General features: G+C 73.6%; 16 protein-coding genes. 7 read left to right on the forward strand and 9 right to left on the reverse strand.

All coding sequences use genetic code 11. The annotated features are described in order from the left end of the window. Positions 1–71: 71 nt before the first annotated feature. The 4 genes from MUK52_RS13915 to ssd are packed head-to-tail and all read right to left on the reverse strand — an operon-like array spanning position 72 to position 4,109. Positions 72–857: a type II secretion system F family protein gene (locus MUK52_RS13915; RefSeq protein WP_284576565.1), complete on the reverse strand. Its 786-nt coding sequence runs from the start codon at positions 855–857 to the stop codon at positions 72–74. Then, positions 854–1,735: a type II secretion system F family protein gene (locus MUK52_RS13920; protein WP_246042266.1), complete on the reverse strand. Its 882-nt coding sequence runs from the start codon at positions 1,733–1,735 to the stop codon at positions 854–856. The genes MUK52_RS13915 and MUK52_RS13920 overlap by 4 nt, the downstream gene beginning before the upstream one ends. Then, complete coding sequence (locus MUK52_RS13925; protein WP_284576569.1) at positions 1,732–2,880, reverse strand: TadA family conjugal transfer-associated ATPase; 1,149 nt, start codon at positions 2,878–2,880, stop codon at positions 1,732–1,734. Before MUK52_RS13925 ends, MUK52_RS13920 begins: the two co-directional genes overlap by 4 nt. Beyond that, positions 2,877–4,109, reverse strand: a complete 1,233-nt coding sequence (ssd, locus tag MUK52_RS13930) for a septum site-determining protein Ssd (protein WP_502963566.1) — start codon at positions 4,107–4,109, stop codon at positions 2,877–2,879. Before ssd ends, MUK52_RS13925 begins: the two co-directional genes overlap by 4 nt. A 479-nt stretch (positions 4,110–4,588) precedes the next feature. Here ssd and MUK52_RS13935 point away from each other — a divergent pair, with 479 nt between their 5' ends. Continuing rightward, positions 4,589–5,482 (forward strand): HAD family hydrolase, encoded by an 894-nt coding sequence (locus MUK52_RS13935; RefSeq protein WP_114053516.1) that lies wholly within the window; start codon positions 4,589–4,591, stop codon positions 5,480–5,482. Between the two features lie 448 nt (positions 5,483–5,930). Here the strand turns inward: MUK52_RS13935 and MUK52_RS13940 are convergent, their stop codons facing one another. Next, on the reverse strand, positions 5,931–6,752 hold the full coding sequence (locus tag MUK52_RS13940) for a Fic family protein (protein ID WP_284576572.1): 822 nt from the start codon (positions 6,750–6,752) through the stop codon (positions 5,931–5,933). Positions 6,753–6,861: 109 nt separating this feature from the next. On the opposite strand from MUK52_RS13940, the gene MUK52_RS13945 reads away from it, so the two are divergent. Continuing rightward, the gene (locus tag MUK52_RS13945; RefSeq protein WP_114058384.1) at positions 6,862–7,920 is read left to right on the forward strand and encodes an ATP-binding protein; all 1,059 of its coding nucleotides are present in this window, start codon (positions 6,862–6,864) and stop codon (positions 7,918–7,920) included. Here the strand turns inward: MUK52_RS13945 and MUK52_RS13950 are convergent. Further along, positions 7,874–9,172: a polysaccharide deacetylase family protein gene (locus MUK52_RS13950; protein WP_114053514.1), complete on the reverse strand. Its 1,299-nt coding sequence runs from the start codon at positions 9,170–9,172 to the stop codon at positions 7,874–7,876. The two genes, MUK52_RS13945 and MUK52_RS13950, sit on opposite strands and share 47 nt — an antisense overlap. Positions 9,173–9,469: 297 nt before the next feature. On the opposite strand from MUK52_RS13950, the gene MUK52_RS13955 reads away from it, so the two are divergent. The 5 genes from MUK52_RS13955 (at position 9,470) to MUK52_RS13975 (ending at position 17,129) form a co-directional block, all read left to right on the forward strand. Further along, a complete protein-coding gene (locus tag MUK52_RS13955; protein WP_502963567.1) occupies positions 9,470–11,908 on the forward strand; it encodes a bifunctional SulP family inorganic anion transporter/carbonic anhydrase in 2,439 nt (812 codons plus the stop codon). Between the two features lie 203 nt (positions 11,909–12,111). Then, positions 12,112–14,067 carry an acetate--CoA ligase gene (acs, locus tag MUK52_RS13960; RefSeq protein ID WP_284576575.1) on the forward strand — a complete coding sequence of 652 codons (1,956 nt, stop codon included), beginning with the start codon at positions 12,112–12,114 and terminating at the stop codon, positions 14,065–14,067. Positions 14,068–14,184: 117 nt separating this feature from the next. Then, entirely contained in the window at positions 14,185–15,654 is a 1,470-nt protein-coding gene (nhaA, locus tag MUK52_RS13965) for a Na+/H+ antiporter NhaA (protein WP_284576578.1), read from the forward strand. Between the two features lie 63 nt (positions 15,655–15,717). Continuing rightward, positions 15,718–16,176 (forward strand): phage holin family protein, encoded by a 459-nt coding sequence (locus MUK52_RS13970; protein ID WP_114053510.1) that lies wholly within the window; start codon positions 15,718–15,720, stop codon positions 16,174–16,176. Beyond that, on the forward strand, positions 16,173–17,129 hold the full coding sequence (locus MUK52_RS13975) for an alpha/beta fold hydrolase (protein WP_114053509.1): 957 nt from the start codon (positions 16,173–16,175) through the stop codon (positions 17,127–17,129). Before MUK52_RS13970 ends, MUK52_RS13975 begins: the two co-directional genes overlap by 4 nt. A gap of 351 nt (positions 17,130–17,480) precedes the next feature. Here MUK52_RS13975 and MUK52_RS13980 read toward each other — a convergent pair whose 3' ends face one another. The 3 genes from MUK52_RS13980 to nth all read right to left on the reverse strand — a co-directional run bounded on the left by MUK52_RS13980 (position 17,481) and on the right by nth (position 20,435). After that, complete coding sequence (locus MUK52_RS13980) at positions 17,481–18,683, reverse strand: MarP family serine protease (RefSeq protein ID WP_114053508.1); 1,203 nt, start codon at positions 18,681–18,683, stop codon at positions 17,481–17,483. Positions 18,684–18,696: 13 nt separating this feature from the next. Beyond that, complete coding sequence (locus tag MUK52_RS13985; protein ID WP_114053507.1) at positions 18,697–19,452, reverse strand: NUDIX hydrolase; 756 nt, start codon at positions 19,450–19,452, stop codon at positions 18,697–18,699. A 161-nt stretch (positions 19,453–19,613) separates the two neighbouring features. Further along, positions 19,614–20,435, reverse strand: a complete 822-nt coding sequence (gene nth / locus MUK52_RS13990; RefSeq protein ID WP_428985381.1) for an endonuclease III — start codon at positions 20,433–20,435, stop codon at positions 19,614–19,616. Positions 20,436–20,783: the final 348 nt, after the last annotated feature.

A 20,783-nucleotide genomic window follows, 5' to 3' on the forward strand; every position in this document is an offset into this window, starting at 1 on the left:
TCCTCTGCAAATTCATGCACTGACGTTCTCTCAGCTTCTTTTGCGCCCCACCCGCCACTTCTGATTCCTTTTCAGCGGGCGGAGAGCATGCCGGTCGCCATTCCGATGACGACCGGGGCCACACCCACCGCCAGGAACGCGGGGAGGAAGCACAGCCCCACGGGCGCCGTGACGAGGACCGCCGCGCGCTGCGCCCGGGCCTGCGCCGACCGGGCCCGCTCCTCGCGCAGCGCGCCCGCCAGGCGGGCGGCCTGCTCGGCGGTCGGCGCACCCGTGCGGGCGGCCCGCTCCAGGCACTGTGCGAGCGGAGCCGCACCGGGTATCCGGGCCAACCTCCCCCACGCGGCACCCGGTTCGCCACCGAGCCGGACCTCCGCACCGGCCAGGGCAAGCCCGTCGCCGACGGGCCCCCCGAGCGACTCCCCGACCGCTTCCGCGGCCTGCACCGGCCCGGCTCCGGCCGCCAGGCAGGCCGCCAGCAGGTCCGCGGCGAACGGCAGCCTGCGCTCCGCCTCCCGCGGATCCGCCGCCCCGGCCGGATCCGGGCGGGTCCGGCGCCGCAGCCGCCGCACCGCGAGGGCCGCCACGCACCCCGCCGGAGCCCCGACCGGGCCGCCGACGAGCAGCCACACCGCGGCCAGCACCGCCGCCGGGACCGCCCACTCGCCAGCGGCGCTCCGCACCCGCGGTCCGGGGGCGGTCCGCCGCCGGACCGGCGGCAGCGCCAGCACGGAGGCCGTTCTGCGCCGGGCGGCCCGCGTCCGCAGCCGCAAGGCGACCGCTGCGGCCGCACACAGCACGGCCGCCGCGAGGCAGAGCACTGCCCCCAGCCTGTGGACGGCCAGCGCGCCGGTCACCGCTCCGCCTCCCGCACAATGCGGCTGCACCACAGCAGCCCCAGCCCCTCCAGCAGGCTCCCCGCGACCAGACAGCCCCAGCCGACGGGGGTGTGCAGCAGCACCCCCAGAGGGTCCGCGCCCAGTCCCGAGCCGATCAGCAGCCCGACGAGCGGCAACAGGGCGAGCACGGCAGTCGTCGACCTGGCTCCGGCCAGCTGGGCCCGCAGCGACTCCTGCCGGTCCCGCTCGGCGCGCAGGGCACCCTCCAACCGGTCCAGTCCGGCGGCGAGGCCCGCACCGCCGTCCACCGAGATCTGCCAGCAGGCCGCCATGCCGACCAGCCCCTCCGCTCCCGGCTCCCGGGCCGCCTCCCGCAGCGCCGCCGGCACGTCCCCGCCGAACGCGGCTGCCGCCAGCACCGCCGTCTCCGCCGGCCCGGGCGCCCCGGGGCCGACGGCCGACCGGCGCAGGGCCGCGGTGAGCGCCTGGCCCGGCTGGGCTCCGGCCCTCAGCTCCCCCACGGCCGCCCCGCACAGGGCGATGACCCCGGCCCGGCGCGCGGACCGCTCCCGCTGCCGCTGCCGCGCGCGCAGCCAGCGCCGCAGCAGCGGCACCGACGCAGCGCCCGCCGCCAGCGGGATCACCGACGCGCCGAGCAGCGCGAGCACCAGCCCGGCGCCGAGGCCGACCCACTCCCGCCGGCTCTGGGCCCGCACCCGGACCGCGGCTGCCCACACCTGCCCGCGCCCCGGCCCGCGCGGCTCGGCGCCGCCCCCGGCCACAACGATCCGGGCCCGGCGGGCCGCCCGCTCCCCGCCGGCCAGCGTCCAGGCGGCCGCAGCCGCGCAGAGGACTCCGGCGAACACCGGCACGGGCGCCGCAGCCGCGGCGCTCACCGCGCACCGCCCAGCAGCGGCCGCAGCCGCTCCCAGCCCTGCTCCCGCACGAAGCCGCGGGAGGACCAGCGCAGCGCGGGCACCGTGACGACCAGACCGGCGGCGTCCCGCTCCAGTACGTGCACCTCCGCCACCCGGCGCCGCCCGGCCCGGTCCCTGACCAGGTGGACCACGAGCGTGAGGGCGGCCGCCAACTGGCTGTGCAGAGCGGCCCGGTCGAGGCCGGCGGCTGTCCCGAGCGCTTCGAGCCGGGCCGGGACGTGCACCGCCGCGTTGGCGTGGACAGTGCCGCAGCCCCCCTCGTGACCGGTGTTCAGGGCCGCCAGCAGGTCGGCTACTTCGGCGCCCCTCACCTCGCCGACGACGAGCCGGTCCGGCCTCATCCGCAGCGCCTGCCGGACCAGGTCGGCCAGGGTGACGAGCCCGGCCCCCTCCTGGTTGGCGGGCCGCGTCTCCAACCGCACCACGTGCGGATGGTCGGGGCGCAGCTCGGCCGAGTCCTCGGCGAGGACGATCCGCTCCCCCGGGCCGGCGAGCCCGAGCAGGGCGCTGAGCAGGGTGGTCTTCCCGGTTCCGGTCCCGCCGGAGACCAGGAAGGACAGCCGCGCGCCGATGACGTCCCGGAAGAGGTGGTGTCCGCCGGGCGGCAGGGTCCCCGCCTCGACGAGCTCGTCCAGGGTGAAGGCCCTCGGCCGGACCACACGCAGGGAGAGGCAGGCGGAGCCGACGGCGACCGGGGGCAGCACCGCGTGCAGCCGGGTGCCGTCGGGCATGCGGGCGTCGACCCACGGGCGGGCGTCGTCGAGCCGCCGCCCCGCCACCGCGGCCAGCCGCTGGGCGAGCCGCCGGACGGCGTCCGCGTCGGGGAAGGTGACGGCGGTCAGTTCGAGCCCGCCGCCCCGGTCGACCCACACCCGGTCGGGGGCGGCCACGAGCACGTCGGTGACGGCGGGGTCGGCGAGGAGCGCCTCCAGGGGGCCCGCGCCGACGAGCTCGGACCGCAACTGGGCTGCGGTGCCCAGCACTTCGGCGTCTCCGAGGAGCCGGCCCTGGGCCCGCAGGGCCGCCGCCACCCGGGCCGGGGTCGGTTCGGCGCCCGTTTCGGCAAGCCGCTGGCGCACCGCCTCCAGGAGTACCGCGCTCATGCCGTCACCTCCCGGTCCGGTACGGGCCCCAGGGCCCGCCGCCAGAAGCCGTCGCAGAAGCGGGCGAGCGGCCCGCGCCCGTGCGCCCCGGGCGGCTCGCCCTCGGCGACGCGCCCCGGCAGGCCCACCTCGACCGGCACCTCGCCTGCGAGCGGCGCGCCCAGCAGCCCGGCCACCGCTTCGGCGTCGAGCCCGCCGGAGCAGCGGCCTCGCACGACCACGCGCACGTCCCTGGCGGCGATGCGCACGCCCGCGGCGACCCGGCCGGCGGCGGCGACCGCGCGCAGTTCGCCGGGGACGACCAGCAGTACGAGGTCGAGCTGGGCCAGGGCTTCGGCGACCGCCTCGTCGACGCGGCGCGGCAGGTCGACGACGACCACCCCGCCGCGCCGGCGGGCGGCGGCCACGACCGAGCGCACTGCGGCCGGGGGCACCGCCACCCGCTCCCCGCGGTCCCAGCTGAGCACGCGCAGCGCGTGCAGTTCGGGCAGTGACTCCTCCAGGGCTCCGGCGCCGACCCGGCCGCGGGAGCCCGCGAGGTCGGGCCAGCGCAGGCCTGCGGCGCTCTCGCCGCCGAGCAGGACGTCCAGTCCGCCGCCGAGGGGGTCTCCGTCGATCAGGACTGTCCGCTCCCCGGCCCGCGCGGCGCGGACGGCCAGGGCGCAGGCGAGGGTGGACGCTCCGGCGCCGCCGCTGCCGCCGATGACTCCGACGGCGAGGGCGCTGCGGCCGGCCCCCTCCGCCACGTCGGCGATGCGGTCGACGAGGCGGCCCTCGGCGCCGGGGAGCCGCAGCACCTCCTCGGCGCCGATCTCCACCGCGCGCTGCCACACCGCCGGGTCGCCCCCGGCCCCTTCCCGGCCTACGAGGAGGACACCGCCGCGCCGCGGGGCTCCGCGGACCCTGCGGGCCGCGTCGTCCCCGACGAGGACGAGGGGCGCGGACTCCCATCCGGTGCCGGGCGGCGGGGCGGGCGGGGCGCCGCCCGCTGCGCCACCGGGTTTCGCGCCAGGGGCCCCGCCGTCGGCGGCGCGGCCGCCTCCGCTTCCGTTTGGCGCCGGCAGCCCGTGGTGCACGTACGGCTCGGCTCCCGCGGCGGCGCACAACCGCAGCAGGTCGTCCAGGAGCAACGGGTCCTCGGTGATGATCAGCGGGCGCCCGCCCGGCGGCACCGCCCCGGCGGGGAGTTCCGCTGTCCGGATTCCGCCTGCCCCGCTCCGGTTCGGCACTTTGCACGTCTTCGATCCAGCCACGATCTCCGGCCCCTTCTCGCTGCAAATCCCGGCGCCGCGGACTTCGCGGCCCGCAATCACCGTGCAGCGATCCGGAAAAAGAAGTGGATCTTGCTCGAAAACCGTGGACAACGGGAGCCTTGTGAATAACTCCGCCACCCTCACGGGTGAGTTCCCCAGCGCTGCGGAACCATCACGCACCGTGACGAGTCCTGAGAGGTGGAGGCCGGCACCGCGCCGGCCCGCCACGGAAGGGCAGGGGGGCGGCAGTGAGCGGTGGAGACCGGCGGAAAGGACGCGAACCGCGTCCGGACATGCGACGACCCCCGCCGGGGGGGAGAGCGGGGGTCGTCCCCACGGTCCGACTCGGGGGGGGAGGAGCCAGACCGGGTTAGCACGGTCGCGAACGATCCGTGACTTCCATGGTGTACCCGAGAGCCTTCTCAGGCAAACCCACGCGCCACACCTTACGCCGAATGGTGGGCGCATATGCTCGGGGCGTGGAAATCCAGCCCTTGCCGCACTCGTCGCCCCGCACCGCAGCCTTCTTCGACCTGGACAAGACGGTCATTGCGAAGTCCAGCACGCTGACGTTCAGCAAGTCGTTCTACCACGGCGGTCTGATCAACCGCCGGGCCGTGCTGCGCACCGCGTACACCCAGTTCATCTACCTGGTCGGCGGCGCCGACCACGACCAGATGGAGCGCATGCGGGAGTACCTGTCCGCCCTGTGCAAGGGGTGGAACGTGCAGCAGGTGCGGGAGATCGTCGCCGAGACCCTGCACGACCTGATCGACCCGCTGATCTACGACGAGGCGGCGTCCCTCATCGAGGCGCACCACACCGCGGGCCGCGACGTGGTGATCGTCTCGACCTCCGGGGCGGAGGTCGTCGAGCCGATCGGCGAGATGCTCGGCGCGGACCGGGTCGTCGCCACGCGCATGGTGATCGGCGAGGACGGCTGCTTCACCGGCGACATCGAGTACTACGCGTACGGGCCCACCAAGGCGGAGGCAGTGCGGGAGCTCGCCGAGTCCGAGGGCTACGACCTCTCCCGCTGCTACGCGTACAGCGACTCGATCACCGACGTCCCGATGCTGGAGGCAGTCGGCCACCCGCACGCGGTCAACCCCGACCGGGCGCTGCGGCGCGAGGCGGCGGCGCGCGAATGGCCGGTGCTGGTGTTCAACCGGCCGGTGCGGCTCAAGCAGCGGCTGCCGGGATTCTCCATGCCCGCGCGCCCGGCCCTGGTCGCCGCCGCGGCAGTCGGCGCGGCAGCCGCCACCGCGGGCCTGGTCTGGTACGCGAGCCGCCGCAAGGCCGGCGCCCTGGCCGCGGCCGCCACGGCCGCGAGGGCCGCCAGCGCCTGAGCCCCGCCGCGCCCCGCCGCCCGCCGCGGCCCCGGACCGGCCCGCCCGGCCTCCGGGCGCCCGGTTCACCCCCGTACGCCCTGGAAAGTAAAAAAAATTGCCAGGGGTTCCGCTTATCCCGGAAGCGGAGTACAAAGGAGTCACGGCCCGCGAGACCGAAGAACATCCGAGAGGATCATCTTTAGAACGCAGTAAGGCCCCACGGACCGAATGCACGAACGCCGAGCACCCACGCGACGTCGACCCGTCGATTACGGGCCAGCCGCACCAGGTAACCGGGCAAAGACCCCGACCTGATGGGCACATATCGAGGACGCTTGGTAACCCGGCGGGAGTGCCAGCGGCGACACCAGAGCAGGACGGTGTCGCCGCAACCCGTTTGTACGGGCTCCCCCGAGGGCCGGGCCCTCGGGACGGGCGGCCGGGCCCTCAGGACAGGCCGGGGCCCTCAGGCCGCGCCGCGCTGGAGCGCCTCGCACACCGCCGTCGACTCGCGGACGCCCAGCTCGACTGCCCGGCCGCAGTGCGCGATCCAGCGGCCCATCCCGTCGGGCGTCCCCGACAGGTAGCCCTCGAAGGCCTCCAGGTAGGCGTCCCGGCCCTGTTCGGCGTGGCCGACCTCGGCAGGACAGACGGCCTTCGGGTCCAGGCCGCTGTTGATCAGCACGATCCGCTCGGCGGTCCGCGCCACCAGCCCGTTGCGGGAGGCGAAGGGGCGCAGCGCCAGCAGTTCGCCGTGCACCACCGCCGCCATCACCAGTGCCGGTGCGGAGCTGCCGGCGAGGACCAGCCGGGACAGGCCGTCCAGCCGGCCCGCGACCTCGTCGGCCGAGGGCAGCGGCTGCGCGACCAGGGGCTCGTCCACGGGCTCCCCGGCCAGGCGCGGGCGGCCCACCGCGTCGCCGTCGGCCGTGGAGCCCACCGCCACCAGGTGCAGGCGGGCGAGCACCCGCAGGGGCGACTGGCGCCAGATGCTGAGGAGTTGGCCCGCCTCCGCGGTGAGCCGCAGGGCGGCGCCTACCGTGCGGGCCTCCGCGTCCGCGCTGAAGTCGGTGCGGCGGCGCACCTCCTCCAGCGCCCAGTCCGCCCCGGACAGGGCGGCGCTGGCGCGGGCACCGCGCAGGGCGGCCTCGGAGGTGATCTCACCGCTGCGCCGGCGCATGACGCGGTGCCCGTAGACCCGGTCCACGGCCTTGCGTACGGAATCCACGGCTTCGGTGACGCCCGGCAGGGAGCCCAGGGCGGCCAGCGGGTCGGCAGCGCTACTCATAGGTAGGGAGCCTACGCACTGCCGGGCCGTGCCACCGACCCCTCCTTGGAGTGGTCTTGCCCACTCATTCACACCACCCACAGCGATCGAACGACTACCCTTCGTGAACATGAAGATCGCTTTCGTCGGAAAGGGAGGCAGCGGCAAGACCACCCTGTCCTCCCTCTTCATCCGCCACCTCGCCGCGGCGGGCGCGCCCGTCGTCGCCGTTGACGCGGACATCAACCAGCACCTCGGCGCCGCCCTCGGCCTCGACGAGGCGCAGGCCGCCGCCCTCCCCGCCCTCGGTGCGCACCTGCCCCTCGTCAAGGAGTACCTGCGGGGCTCCAACCCGCGGATCGCGTCGGCCGATTCGATGATCAAAACGACGCCTCCCGGCGCCGGATCGCGCCTGCTGCGCGTCACCGAGGACAATCCGGTCTACGCGGCGTGTGCGCGGGAGGTGCAGCTCGACGGCGGGGCAGTACGGCTGATGGCCACGGGCCCGTTCACGGAATCGGACCTGGGGGTCGCCTGCTACCACTCGAAGGTCGGGGCGGTGGAGCTCTGCCTCAACCACCTGGTCGACGGGCCGGGCGAGTACGTGGTGGTCGACATGACCGCCGGCTCGGACTCCTTCGCCTCCGGCATGTTCACCCGCTTCGACATGACCTTCCTGGTCGCCGAGCCGACCCGCAAGGGCGTCTCCGTCTACCGCCAGTACAAGGAGTACGCGCGGGACTTCGGGGTTGCGCTGAGGGTCGTGGGGAACAAGGTGCAGGGCGAGGACGACCTGGCCTTCCTGCAGGACGAGGTGGGCGAGGACCTGCTGGTGGCGGTCGGGCACTCGGACTGGGTGCGGGCGATGGAGAAGGGCCGCCCGGCGCCGTTCGCGCTGCTGGAGGAGGACAGCCGGCGGGCCCTGGAAGCGCTCCGGGGGGCAGCCGACGCCTCGTACGCCCTCCGCGACTGGGAGCGCTACACGGCGCAGATGGTGCACTTCCACCTGCGCAACGCGCAGAGTTGGGGCAACGCCAGGACCGGGATCGACCTGGCGGCCCAGGTCGATCCCGGTTTCGTCCTGCGCGAGGGCTCCGCCGACGGGCCCGCGGCGGCGGAAGTCCCCGCGGCGGCGGGACTGCTCAGTCCTGCGCCGCTTCCTCTGCGGCAGGCCCCGCAGCCGGCTTGACCGCGGCTCCGGCGGACGGGGAGGCGGGCGCGGCCGTCAGGAACTTCGCCCAGCCCTCCTTCGGGGCCTCGCCGACGCCGAGCGTCCGCATCCGTTCCAGGACCTCCGGGTCCTGGGCGTCGAGCCAGTCGACCAGCTCGCGGAACGGCACGCAGCGGACCTCCGGGCGGGTGCAGGTGCCCTTGATGGTCTCCTCGACGGCCCGCATGTACGTGCCGCCGTTCCAGGACTCGAAGTGGTTGCCGATGATCAGCGGGGCGCGGTTGCCCTGGTACGCGCGCTCGAAGGCCTGGAGGAGGCCGTCGCGCATCTGGTTGCCCCAGTAGACGTGCTGCGAGGGGTCGCCCTGGGTCGTCGTCCCCGACTGGTTCACCATGTAGTTGTAGTCCATGCTCAGCGTCTCGAAGGCGCGGCCGGGCAGGGGCACGAGCTGGAGCGGGATGTCCCAGAGGCCCTCCGTCTTCTTGGGCCAGACCTGCTTGGAGATACCGCTGGAGTCATAGCGGAAGCCCATGCCCTTGGCGGCGAGCATGAAGTTCTTCTGCCCCTCCAGGCAGGGTGTGCGGGCCCCGATGAGCTCCTTGTCGTAGTCGAACGGCAGCGCCGGCAGGTCCTTCAGGCCGGAGTTGGTCTTCCAGTTCTTGACGAAGGACTTGGCCTGGTTGATCTCGCTCTTCCACTCCTCGACGGACCAGGTGCCGACGCCCCCGTCGGGGCCGCAGAAGTGCCCGTTGAAGTGGGTGCCGATCTCGTTGCCCTCCAGCCAGGCGGCGCGGATCTGGGTGGCGGTGTCCTTGATGCCCTGGAGGTCGCCGAAGCCGATGTCGGAACGGCCCGGGTCGTGCTGCGGAGCCACATAGAGGGAACGTTTCTCCTCCGGGAGCATGTACACGCCGGAGAGGAAGTACGTCATCCGGGCGTTGTACTTCCTGCCGACCTCGCGGAAGTGCGAGAAGAGCTTCTGGCTGTCCTCACCGGCACCGTCCCAGGAGAAGACCACGAACTGCGGGGGCTTCTCGCCGGGCTTCATCCGCTGCTGCGCGGCCACACGGGGCTGCGGGCCGGTGTACGCGGTCGAGCCGTCGCCGATCGGCCGGTTGACGCTGCCCGGGGCCTCCGGCGCGGCCGCGCCCTCCTTCCCTCCCGGCCCGCGGGCGGGGCCGGCGGACTCCGAACCGCTGCACCCGGCGGCGCCCAGCACCAGCGCCATGGCGACCAGGCCGCCGGCGGTCTTCTTCGTGGCGGCGATCATCCGTCCACCTCTCCTCGCTTGCCTCGCAGGACTTCGCTTCCGGGCCGCAACGTCCCACGCCGCACCCCTCGGAGATGGTGTGACAAGCCGTAAAAAATGCTTATTCAGCAGGGAGGGGGAATCTCTAGGCCGTTTGCCCGTATTACCCTCCGCAGTGCTTTACTCAGCATTACCTTTCATTTACTGAGTGTTGAGACGCCGTAGATGTCCGCATCGAACGGCGACCGTATTCGACTGCCGACGACTGCTTTCTGCTGATTCCCGCCGCTTCATCCCTCACAGAGGAGACGGGACCCCGTGACAGCCACCTTCTCCAAGCCCCCCGCCGGCACCCTCGGCACCAAGCCCGACGCCCCTTCCCCACCGGGCCGGACACCCGACCGGACCGGCCTGTCGGCGGACTTCTCCGCCTCCCTCACCGTCTTCCTCATCGCCCTGCCCCTCTCCCTCGGCATCGCCCTCGCCACCGGCGCGCCGCTCCAGGCAGGCCTGGTGGCGGCAGCCGCCGGCGGCCTCGTGGCCGGCTACTTCGGAGGAGCCCCGCTCCAGGTCAGCGGCCCGGCAGCAGGACTCACCGTCGTCACCGCCGAGCTGATCCAGCGGTACGGCTGGCGCACCACCTGCGCCATCACCGTCCTCGCCGGCTGCTGCCAGCTCGGCCTCGCCGCACTGCGCACCGCCCGCTCCGCCCTGATGGTCAGCCCGGCCATCGTGCACGGCATGCTCGCCGGCATCGGCGTGACGATCGCCCTGGCGCAGCTGCACATCGTCCTCGGCGGGACCCCGCAGAGCTCCGCCCTCGCCAACGTCCGCGAGCTGCCCTCGCAGCTGGCCGACATCCACCCGACCGCCCTCGGGATCAGCGCGCTCACACTGGTCCTCCTCATCGCCTGGCCGCGGCTGCCCGGGCGGGCCGGCCTGGCCCTGCGCAAGGTGCCCGCCGCGCTCGCCGCCGTCGGCACCGCCACCGCGGTCGCCGCCTTCGCCGGCCTGCGGCTGCCCCGCGTGGACCTGCCCTCCTGGCGCAGCCACGCGCTCCCCGAGCTGCCCGAGGGCCCGGTTCTCGGGCTCATCGCCGCCGTCCTGACCATCACCCTGGTGGGCAGCGTCGAGTCCCTGCTGTCCTCGGTCGCCACGGACAAGCTGATCGCCTCCGAGCGGCCCACCGCCTCCCGGCCGCCGCGCGCCGACCTCGACCGCGAGCTCCGCGGCCAGGGCGCGGCGAACATCGTCTCCGGCGCACTCGGCGGCCTGCCCATCACCGGTGTCGCGGTCCGCAGCGTGGCGAACGTGAAGTCCGGAGCGATGAGCCGCAAATCGGCCATGCTGCACGGCTTCTGGGTGGTGCTCGCGGCCGGGCTCCTCGTGCCCGTCCTCGACCTCATCCCGCTGGCGGCGCTGGCCGCGCTCGTCATGGCGGTGGGCGTGCAGATGGTGAGCATCACCCATATGCGGACGGTCACCCGCCACCGGGAGATCGCCGTGTACGCGACCACCATCGCGGCGGTCGTCCTCGGCGGCGTCCTGGAAGGCGTCGCCGTCGGGATCGCGGTGGCCGTGGTGCTGGCCCTGCACCGGCTGGCCCGGACGAGGATCACGGTGGAGGTGCGGGACGGCGTCCACCACCTGGCGGTACGCGGCCAGCTGACCTTCCTCGCGGTGCCGCGGCTGAGCCGGACCCTGGCGCAGATCCCCCACCAGGGGCATGTGGTCGTGGAGCTGCAGGGCTCCTTCATGGACCACGCCGCGTACGAGACGCTGCACGACTGGCAGGAGTCCCATCTGGCGCACGGCGGCACGCTGGAGGTGGACGGCCCTCCGGCGGAGCCGGGGACCGGCACCGTGCCCGCTTCCCGAGCGGCTTCCGCTTCCGGCTCCGGCCACCAGTGCTGCCGGCCGTGGACCCCGTGGAAGAACCACTGCGACCACCAGGCGGTCGGCGAGCGCACGCACCCGGAGGCGGCTCCGGTTCCGTCCGCGTCGGCCGACGCCGGCCGGGCGGGCCCCGCGGCGGACCCCGGCTCCGCCGCGGACGGGGCCGGAGCTGCCGCGGCCCCGCGCAACCGCGGCGCCAGCCGTCTCGCCAGCGGGATCACGGCCTTCCAGCGGGACACCGCGCCGCACGTCCGCGACGAGCTGGCCCGGCTGGCCCGCGAGGGGCAGCGGCCCTCGCAGCTCTTCCTCACCTGCGCGGACTCCAGGCTCGTCACCAGCATGATCACGGCCAGCGGTCCCGGCGACCTGTTCACCGTCCGCAACGTCGGGAACCTGGTGCCGCTGCCCGGAGCCGAGACCGGGGACGACTCGGTCGCCGCGGCCATCGAGTACGCGGTGGACGTGCTCCAGGTGGACAGCATCACCGTGTGCGGGCACTCGGGCTGCGGGGCCATGCAGGCACTGCTGAACTCCGCGCCCGGAGAGTCGGCGACGCCGCTCGGCCGGTGGCTGCGGCACGGCCGGCCGAGCCTGGAGCGGATGGACAGCCCGCACCACACCTGGGCGCGGATCTCCGGCCGGCTCCCGGCGGACGCGGTGGAACAGCTGTGCCTGACGAACGTCGTGCAGCAGCTGGAGCACCTGCGGGCGCACGAGTCGGTGGCCCGACGGCTCGCGGAGGGCACGCTGGAGCTGCACGGCATGTACTTCCACGTGGGCGAGGCCCAGGCCTACCTGCTGTCCGAGGGGGAGGACTTCTTCGACTGCCGCGTTTTTGACAGTGTCGGCGGGCGTACCTGATCAGGACGCGCCCGAACCGATACCCTCCCGTTTCCGTGCCATCGTTCGGCCCCTTCCCCCGTCCGGCGGGAGGGGGCCGCTCGTGTGCGGGGGACGACGCGCTATAGGTCTAAACCAATTTCGGGTTACCCCTTGTCACCGGCCCGTTCGACTGATGAGCTATGCCCGGGGACACAACGGACACCCTGGGAAAGGGAGATGTCGTGAGCAACGAGAGCCTGGCCAATCTGCTCAAGGAGGAGCGGCGGTTCGCTCCGCCTGCCGGTCTGGCGGCCGAAGCGAACGTGACGCAGGCGGCGTACGCACAGGCCGCGGCGGACCGGCTGGGTTTCTGGGCCGAGCAGGCCCGCCGCCTGACCTGGGCGCAGGAGCCGACCGAGACCCTGGACTGGAGCAACCCGCCGTTCGCGAAGTGGTTCGCCGACGGGACCCTCAACGTCGCCTACAACTGCGTCGACCGGCACGTCGAGGCCGGCAACGGCGACCGGGTCGCGCTCCACTTCGAAGGCGAGCCGGGCGACACCCGCACGATCACCTACGCCCAGCTCAAGGACGAGGTGTCCCGCGCCGCGAACGCCCTGGCGGAACTCGGCGTCACCGCCGGCGACCGCGTCGCGGTCTACCTGCCGATGATCCCCGAGGCCGTCGTCGCGATGCTCGCCTGCGCCCGCATCGGCGCCGCCCACTCCGTCGTCTTCGGCGGGTTCTCCGCGGACGCCGTCGCCTCCCGCATCCAGGACGCCGACGCCAAGCTCGTCATCACCGCCGACGGCGGCCACCGGCGCGGCAAGCCGTCCGCCCTCAAGCCGGCCATCGACGACGCTCTGGCCAAGTGCCCGCAGGTCGAGCACGTCCTCGTCGTCCGACGCACCGGCCAGGACACCGCCTTCACCGAAGGCCGCGACGTCTGGTGGCACGAGATCGTCGACCGCCAGAGCAGCGAGCACACCCCCCAGCCCTTCCCGGCCGAGCACCCGCTGTTCATCCTCTACACCTCCGGCACCACCGGTAAGCCCAAGGGCATCCTGCACACCTCCGGTGGCTACCTCACGCAGACGGCCTACACGCACCACGCCGTCTTCGACCTCAAGCCCGAGACCGACGTCTACTGGTGCACCGCCGACATCGGCTGGGTCACCGGCCACTCGTACATCGTCTACGGGCCGCTGGCCAACGGCGCCACCCAGGTGCTCTACGAGGGCACGCCCGACACGCCGCACCAGGGCCGCTTCTGGGAGGTCGTCCAGAAGTACGGGGTGACGATCCTCTACACCGCCCCCACCGCCATCCGGACGTTCATGAAGTGGGGCGACGACATCCCCGCCAAGTTCGACCTGTCCAGCCTGCGCGTCCTCGGCTCGGTCGGCGAACCCATCAACCCCGAGGCGTGGATCTGGTACCGCAAGCACATCGGCGGCGACCGCTGCCCGATCGTCGACACCTGGTGGCAGACCGAGACCGGCGCGATGATGATCTCGCCGCTGCCCGGCGTCACCGAGACCAAGCCGGGCTCCGCCCAGCGTCCGCTGCCCGGCATCAGCGCCACCGTCGTCGACGACGAGGCGGCCGAAGTCCCCGACGGCGCGGGCGGCTACCTCGTCCTGACCGAGCCGTGGCCGTCGATGCTCCGCACGATCTGGGGCGACGACCAGCGCTACACCGACACCTACTGGTCCCGCTTCCCCGGCCGCTACTTCGCCGGCGACGGCGCGAAGAAGGACGAGGACGGGGACATCTGGCTGCTGGGCCGCGTCGACGACGTCATGCTCGTCTCCGGCCACAACATCTCCACCACCGAGGTCGAGTCCGCCCTCGTCTCCCACCCGGCCGTCGCCGAGGCCGCCGTCGTCGGCGCCGCCGACCCGACCACCGGCCAGGCCATCGTCGCCTTCGTCATCCTCCGCGGCACCGCCAGCGAGGACGACGGCCTCACCGCCGAGCTCCGCAGCCACGTGGCCGCCACCCTCGGCCCGATCGCCAAGCCCAAGCGCATCCTGCCGGTCGCCGAGCTGCCCAAGACCCGCTCGGGCAAGATCATGCGCCGCCTGCTGCGCGACGTGGCCGAGAACCGCGCCGTCGGCGACGTCACCACTCTCGCCGACGCCACGGTCATGGACCTCATCCAGACCAAGCTGCCCTCGGCGTCCTCCGAGGACTGACCGCCGGCACCCGCCCGTTGACCGGGGCATCCGACGCGACCGCCGCGCCGGATGCCCCGGTCGCGCATAAGGTGGCGATCGTCCGCTGCAAGCCCGCGCACACCCGAGGTGCCACCCGTGGCCGCGCCCCGCCCGCCCCACTCCCCCGACTCCCCCTCCCGCCGTGCGTTCCTCGGCCTCCTCTCCCTGCCCGAGCGCCGCTACGTGGCGGACGCCCTGCGCACCGAGACCGTCGGCGGCATCGTCCTCCTGGCAGCCGCGGTGGCCGCCCTGCTGTGGGCCAACATCCCCGCGGTCTCCGCGAGCTACGACACCGTCCGCGACCTGCACTTCGGCCCCGCCGCGCTCGGCCTGGACCTCTCGCTGCAGCACTGGGCGGCCGACGGCCTCCTCGCGATCTTCTTCTTCGTCGCCGGCATCGAGCTCAAACGCGAACTCGTCGCGGGCGACCTCAGCGACCCCAAGGCGGCCGCCCTCCCCGTGATCGCCGCCGTCTGCGGCATGGCCGTGCCCGCGCTGGTCTACACGGCCGTCAACACGGCCGGAGGAGGCTCGCTCGGCGGATGGGCGGTCCCCACCGCCACCGACATCGCCTTCGCGCTGGCCGTGCTCGCGGTCCTCGGCACCTCGCTGCCGTCCGCCCTGCGCGCCTTCCTGCTCACCCTCGCCGTCGTCGACGACCTCTTCGCCATCCTGATCATCGCGGTCTTCTTCACCGGCGACATCCGCCTCCCGCAGCTCGCCGGCGCCCTCGCCGGCCTGGCCCTGATGTGGATCCTGCTGCGCACGGGCGTCCGCGGCTGGTACGTGTACGTCCCCCTCGCGATCGCCGTGTGGGCACTCATGTACAACAGCGGCGTCCACGCCACGATCGCCGGCGTGGCCATGGGCCTCATGCTCCGCTGCACCCGCAGGGAAGGGGAGGAGCACTCCCCCGGCGAGCACGTCGAGCACCTGGTGCGGCCCCTGTCGGCTGGCATCGCCGTGCCGCTGTTCGCCCTGTTCTCCGCCGGCGTCCCCCTCTCCGGCGGGGCCCTCGCCGAGGTCTTCGCCCGGCCGGAGCCCCTCGGCGTCGTCCTCGGCCTGGTCGTCGGCAAGACGGCCGGCGTCTTCGGCGGCACCTGGCTGGCCGCGCGCTTCACCCGGGCCGAGCTGAACAAGGACCTGGCCTGGCCGGACGTCCTCGCCGTGTCCGGACTCGCCGGCATCGGCTTCACCGTCTCACTGCTGATCGGCGAACTCGCCTTCGCCGACGACCCCGTACTGGCCGAGGAGGTGAAGGCCGCCGTCCTGGTCGGCTCCCTCATCGCCGCCGTCCTGGCGGGCGTGCTGCTCAAACTGCGCGACCGCACCTACCGCGCCCTCACCGAGGCGGAAGAGCGCGACGAGGACCACGACGGCATCCCGGACATCTACGAGGCCGGCAACCCGCAGTACCACCTGCGCATGGCGCGGATCCACGAGGACAAGGCCGCCGAGCACCGCCGCCTGGCCCGCGCCGCCGCGGCCGCCGCGGGCTCCGAAGCGCCCGGCGGCACCGCCGAAGGGGCGGCCGGGTCCAGCGGAGCGGGCGACCGTCCGGCATGATCTGAACTGAACGCTTGTGTCCGACGGAGGACAGCCGCCGGCAGACGACAGAGGGAGAGAGCGATGACCGCAGTGGACCAAGGGGCGCAAGGAGCCGAGCGCACACTCGGCCAGCTGGTCGCCTCGGCCACCGCCGAGATGTCCGCCCTGGTGCACGACGAGATCGCCCTCGCCAAGGCGGAACTCCGCCAGGACGTCAAGCGCGCGGGTATCGGCGGCGCCGCCATCTCGGTCGCAGGGGTGTTCGCCCTGTTCTCCCTGCCCGTGCTGAGCTTCGCCGCGGCGTACGGGATCCACAACCTCGGGCTCGGCCTCGCCTGGTCGTTCCTCATCGTCGGCGTGGCGTTCCTGCTGTTCGCGGCCCTGCTCATCCTGATCGGGAAGTCCAAGCTCCAGAAGGTCAAGCCGCCGGAGAGGTCCATCGCCTCCGTGAAGCAGACCGCGGCCGTCGTCGGCACCGTCAAGCCGCATCCGCGGCCGTTGAGTGACAAGGCGGTGGGTGTGGCACGCTCGTCCTCATGACAGCGAGCGCACCGGACCCCAGCACACCGCCGACCACCGCGACGGCAGTGCGCCTCGACGGGCCGTGGACCCACCGGGACGTCGCCGCCAACGGCGCCCGGTTCCACGTCGCCGAGCTCGGTGACGGCCCGCTCGTCCTGCTCCTGCACGGCTTCCCCCAGTTCTGGTGGACCTGGCGGCACCAGCTGACCGCCCTCGCCGACGCCGGCTACCGCGCGGTCGCCATGGACCTGCGCGGTGTCGGCGGCAGCGACCGCACCCCGCGCGGCTACGACCCCGCGAACCTGGCCCTGGACGTCACCGGGGTGATCCGCTCCCTCGGCGAGCCGGACGCCGCGCTCGTCGGGCACGACCTCGGCGGCTACCTCGCCTGGACGGCCGCCGCGATGCGGCCCAAGCTGGTGCGCCGCCTCGCCGTCGTGTCGATGCCCCACCCGCGGCGCTGGCGGTCGGCGATGCTCTCCGACCTCGGCCAGACCCGGGCGAGTTCGCACATCTGGGGCTTCCAGCGCCCGTTCGTCCCCGAGCGGCAGCTCGTCGCCGACGACGGGGCGCTCGTCGGCCGGCTCATCCGGGACTGGTCCGGTCCGCGGCTCCGCGAGGACGGCTCGGAGGACGACCTCGCGGTCTACCGGCGGGCCATGTGCATCCCGTCGACCGCCCACTGCTCGATCGAGCCGTACCGCTGGATGATGCGCTCCATGGCCCGGCCGGACGGGCTCCAGTTCAACCGCCGTATGAAGATGCCGGTACGGGTGCCGACGCTGCACATGCACGGCTCCCTCGACCCCGTGATGCGCACGCGCAGCGCCGCCGGATCCGGCGAGTTCGTCGAAGCCCCGTACCGGTGGCGGCTGTTCGACGGACTCGGGCACTTCCCGCACGAGGAGGACCCCGTCGCCTTCTCGTCCGAGCTGATCGGCTGGCTGAAGGACCCCGAGCCGGACCGCTGAGCGACCTGACGGATTGCCGGACCCGCGGTCCTACAAGCATTCAATTGCCGCGCGCATAGGCCAATTGGAGGCCGCAGAAGGGGTTACGGACGTTCGGGCCCGGGCACAGCACGTTGTATGGGCTGGACGCACGACCACGGTGACACCGCACGCGACCGCCGCCCGGCAGCGACGCCGGGCGCGTACGGGAGGACGGGCCGCGAGGGCCACGACCCACGGCTCGGAATCCCGCGTATCCTGCGCCGCCGGGCCCGCTGGTTCTCGGCCCGGCTGCGCCACCAGCGCACACCGTAGCCGCGCGGGCCGCAGCCCGGGCGGGCCCCCGCGGCCCCGCAGCTCAGCGGCCCCCGGTCACAGGGCGCACCCCTGGGTGTCGGCGCGGCGGTCGTTCGTCTTCCCGAGCCGGATGTCGTCGCGGACCTCGTCCGCCGTGAGCGCGTAGCCGGTGTTCGGGTCGTCGAGCGACTTGGCGAAGACCACCCCGTACACCTTGCCGTCGGGCGTGAGCAGCGGACCTCCCGAGTTGCCCTGGCGGACGGTCGCGTACAGCGAGTACACGTCGCGGCGGACGGTGCCGCGGTGGTAGATGTCCGGGCCGTTGGCGTTGATGCGGCCGCGGACGCGGGCGGAGCGGACGTCGTAGGCGCCGTTCTCCGGGAAGCCCGCGACGATCGCGTCACTGCCGCTGCCGGCGTCCTTCTCGGTGAACTCCAGCGGCGGCGCCTTCAGCTTGGGCACGTCCAGGACGGCGATGTCGCGCTCCCAGTCGTACAGCACGACCTTGCCGTCATACAGCTTGCCCTCGCCGCCGACCTGCACGGTCGGCTCGCTGACGCCGCCCACGACGTGCGCGTTGGTCATGACGCGGCCCGGGGCGAAGACGAACCCGGTGCCCTCCAGCACCTTGCTGCAACTCGGCGCGGTCCCGACGACCTTCACGATCGAGCGCTTGGCCGCCTCGGCGACGGGGCTCGTCGCCAGCGCCGGGTCCGGTTCCCGTACCGCGGTGATCGGCTCGTTGGAGAACGGGCTGAAGACCTGCGGGAAGCCGTTGCGCGTGAGGGCGGAGGAGAAGTCCGAGAACCAGGTGTTCGCCTGGGCCGGGAGCACCCGCGCCACGCCCAGCAGCACCTTTGAGTTGCGGACCTCCTTGCCCAGCGTGGGCAGCGAGGTCCCGGCGAGCGCCGAGCCGATCAGCCACGCCACGAGCAGCATGGCGACGACGTTGACGACGGCGCCGCCGGTCGCGTCGAGGGCCCGCGCCGGCGACCACGTGATGTGGCGGCGCAGCCGGTTCCCCAGGTGGGTGGTGAAGGCCTGCCCGATGGAGGCGCAGATGATGACCACGACGACGGCGGCCACCACGACGGTGGTGGACACCTGGGTGCCGTCGTCGGTCACCTGGTCCCAGACCAGGGGAAGCACCGACACGGCGATGAGACCGCCGCCGAGGAAGCCGATCACCGACAGGATGCCGACGACGAAGCCCTGGCGATAACCGACGATCGCGAACCACACGGCGGCGACCAGCAACAGGATGTCCAGCACGTTCACATGGGCCACCGTCTCATGCGCGCCAGTCGAGCGGGACCTGCCGCGAGCGGTCCCAGGGCCGCTCCCATCCCGCGAAGTGGAGCATGCGGTCGATCACCCCGGCGGTGAAACCCCAGACCAGGGCGTCGTGCACGGTGAACGCCGGGCCCAGGTGGCCGCTGGGGTGGACGGCGGTGGCGCGGTGCGCGGGGTCCGTGAGATCGGCCACGGGCACGGTGAAGACCCGGGCCGTCTCGGCGGGGTCGACGACGCCGACCGGGCTGGGCTCGCGCCACCAGCCGAGGACGGGCGTGACGACGAACTCGCTGACCGGGATGTAGAGGCGCGGCAGCACGCCGAAGAGCTGGACCCCGGCAGGGTCGAGCCCGGTCTCCTCCTCGGCCTCGCGCAGGGCGGCCCGCAGCGGGCCGGTGGTGTGCGGGTCGCCGTCCTCCGGGTCGAGGGCGCCGCCGGGGAACGAGGGCTGGCCCGGGTGCGAGCGCAGGCTGCCGGCGCGCTCCATCAGGAGCAGCTCCGGGCCGCGGGCGCCCTCCCCGAAGAGGATGAGGACGGCGGACTGGCGGCCGCGACCGTCCTCGGGCGGCAGGAAGCGGCTGAGCTGGGTCGGGCGGACCGTGCGCACGGCCTCGGCGACGGGGCCGAGCCAGCCGGGCAGGCCGTCGGTGGTGACCACCGGGGCGGGCGGCAGGCCGTGCGGCCTGCCGCCCGGCCTGCCCGGTGGGGCGGCCGCCTGGGCCACGCTGCTGTCGTCCCGTGCTCCGCGCGTCATGGGCAATCCCTGTTCCCTGCCGTCGTGCCGTGCCGTGCCGTGCCGTGCTGTGTGCTGTGCCGCCTGCCGTCGCCGGCGCCGTCCCGCACCGGGACAACGCCCCGCCGGCCCGGTTCCGTTCCTGCGCGGGTCCGCCCCGTGTGGCGGGCCCGCCGACCTGCTCAGGACGCCGCCGCGCCGCCGTCCCCCGTACTGCCGCCCGCGGTGCCGGCCGTACCGCCGGCCCCCGGCCGCTGCGCCGCGGGCTCCGACGGCCGGGCCGGGCTGCCCGGGTAGTCCGGCGGCGGGCTGAGCCGCTGGCCCGGCTGTCCGCCCTTCTCGTACTTCAGGAGCTTCTTCGCCTTCTCCGGGTCCGTCTCGCCCTCCCCGTACGCGGGGCACAGCGGGGCGATCGGGCAGGCGCCACAGGCCGGCTTGCGGGCGTGGCAGATGCGGCGGCCGTGGAAGATGATCCGGTGCGAGAGCATCGTCCACTCGCTCTTGGGGAAGATCGCGGCGATCTCCGCCTCGATCTTCTCCGGCTCCTTCTGCTCGGTCCACTTCCAGCGCAGGACCAGCCGCTGGAAGTGGGTGTCCACGGTCAGGCCGGGGACTCCGAACGCGTTGCCGAGGACGACGTTGGCCGTCTTGCGGCCCACGCCCGGCAGGGTGACGAGGTCTTCGAGCCGTCCCGGGACCTCGCCGCCGAAGCGGTCGCGCAGGGCGGCGGACAGCCCCAGCAGGGACTTCGCCTTCATCCGGAAGAACCCGGTCGGCCGGATGAGCTCCTCCAGCTCCTCGGGGACGGCCGCGGCCATGTCCTCGGGGGTCGGGTAGGCCGCGAACAGCGCGGGGGTCGTCTGGTTGACCCTCAGGTCGGTCGTCTGGGCGGACAGAACCGTGGCGACGAGCAGCTCGAAGGGGTTCCGGAAGTCGAGTTCCGGGTGGGCGTACGGGTAGACGTCGGCCAGCTCCCGGTTGATCCTGCGGGCCCTGCGGACCATGGCCAGGCGTGATTCCGTTTTCTTGGCCGAAGCTTTGCCCGCGGGCTGCGCGCGCGCCGTCGGCGGCTTCGAGGGCGCCTTTCGGGGGGCTTGTTCGCCCACAGCTGAATCGGGCGCGAGCGTCACTCCCGCGGACCCCTTGGCCTGTGCTCTCACCGGCTTATTGGACACCCGGCCAGCCTAAGGCCGGCCGCGTACACCCGCCCGGACCTCTGGTAACACCACTCCGTTTGGGCGCCCGCAGCACAGCAGGCCCGTACGTCCGGCATCCTTGTGATTGATCGCACTGTTTGAGCCGTCCGGCAAAATGGGGAACACGGTCCCCTGAGCTGGTCGACATAGGAGAGA

Source organism: Streptomyces sp. 2P-4 (genome assembly GCF_030167965.1).
Classification (GTDB): domain Bacteria; phylum Actinomycetota; class Actinomycetes; order Streptomycetales; family Streptomycetaceae; genus Streptomyces; species Streptomyces globosus_A.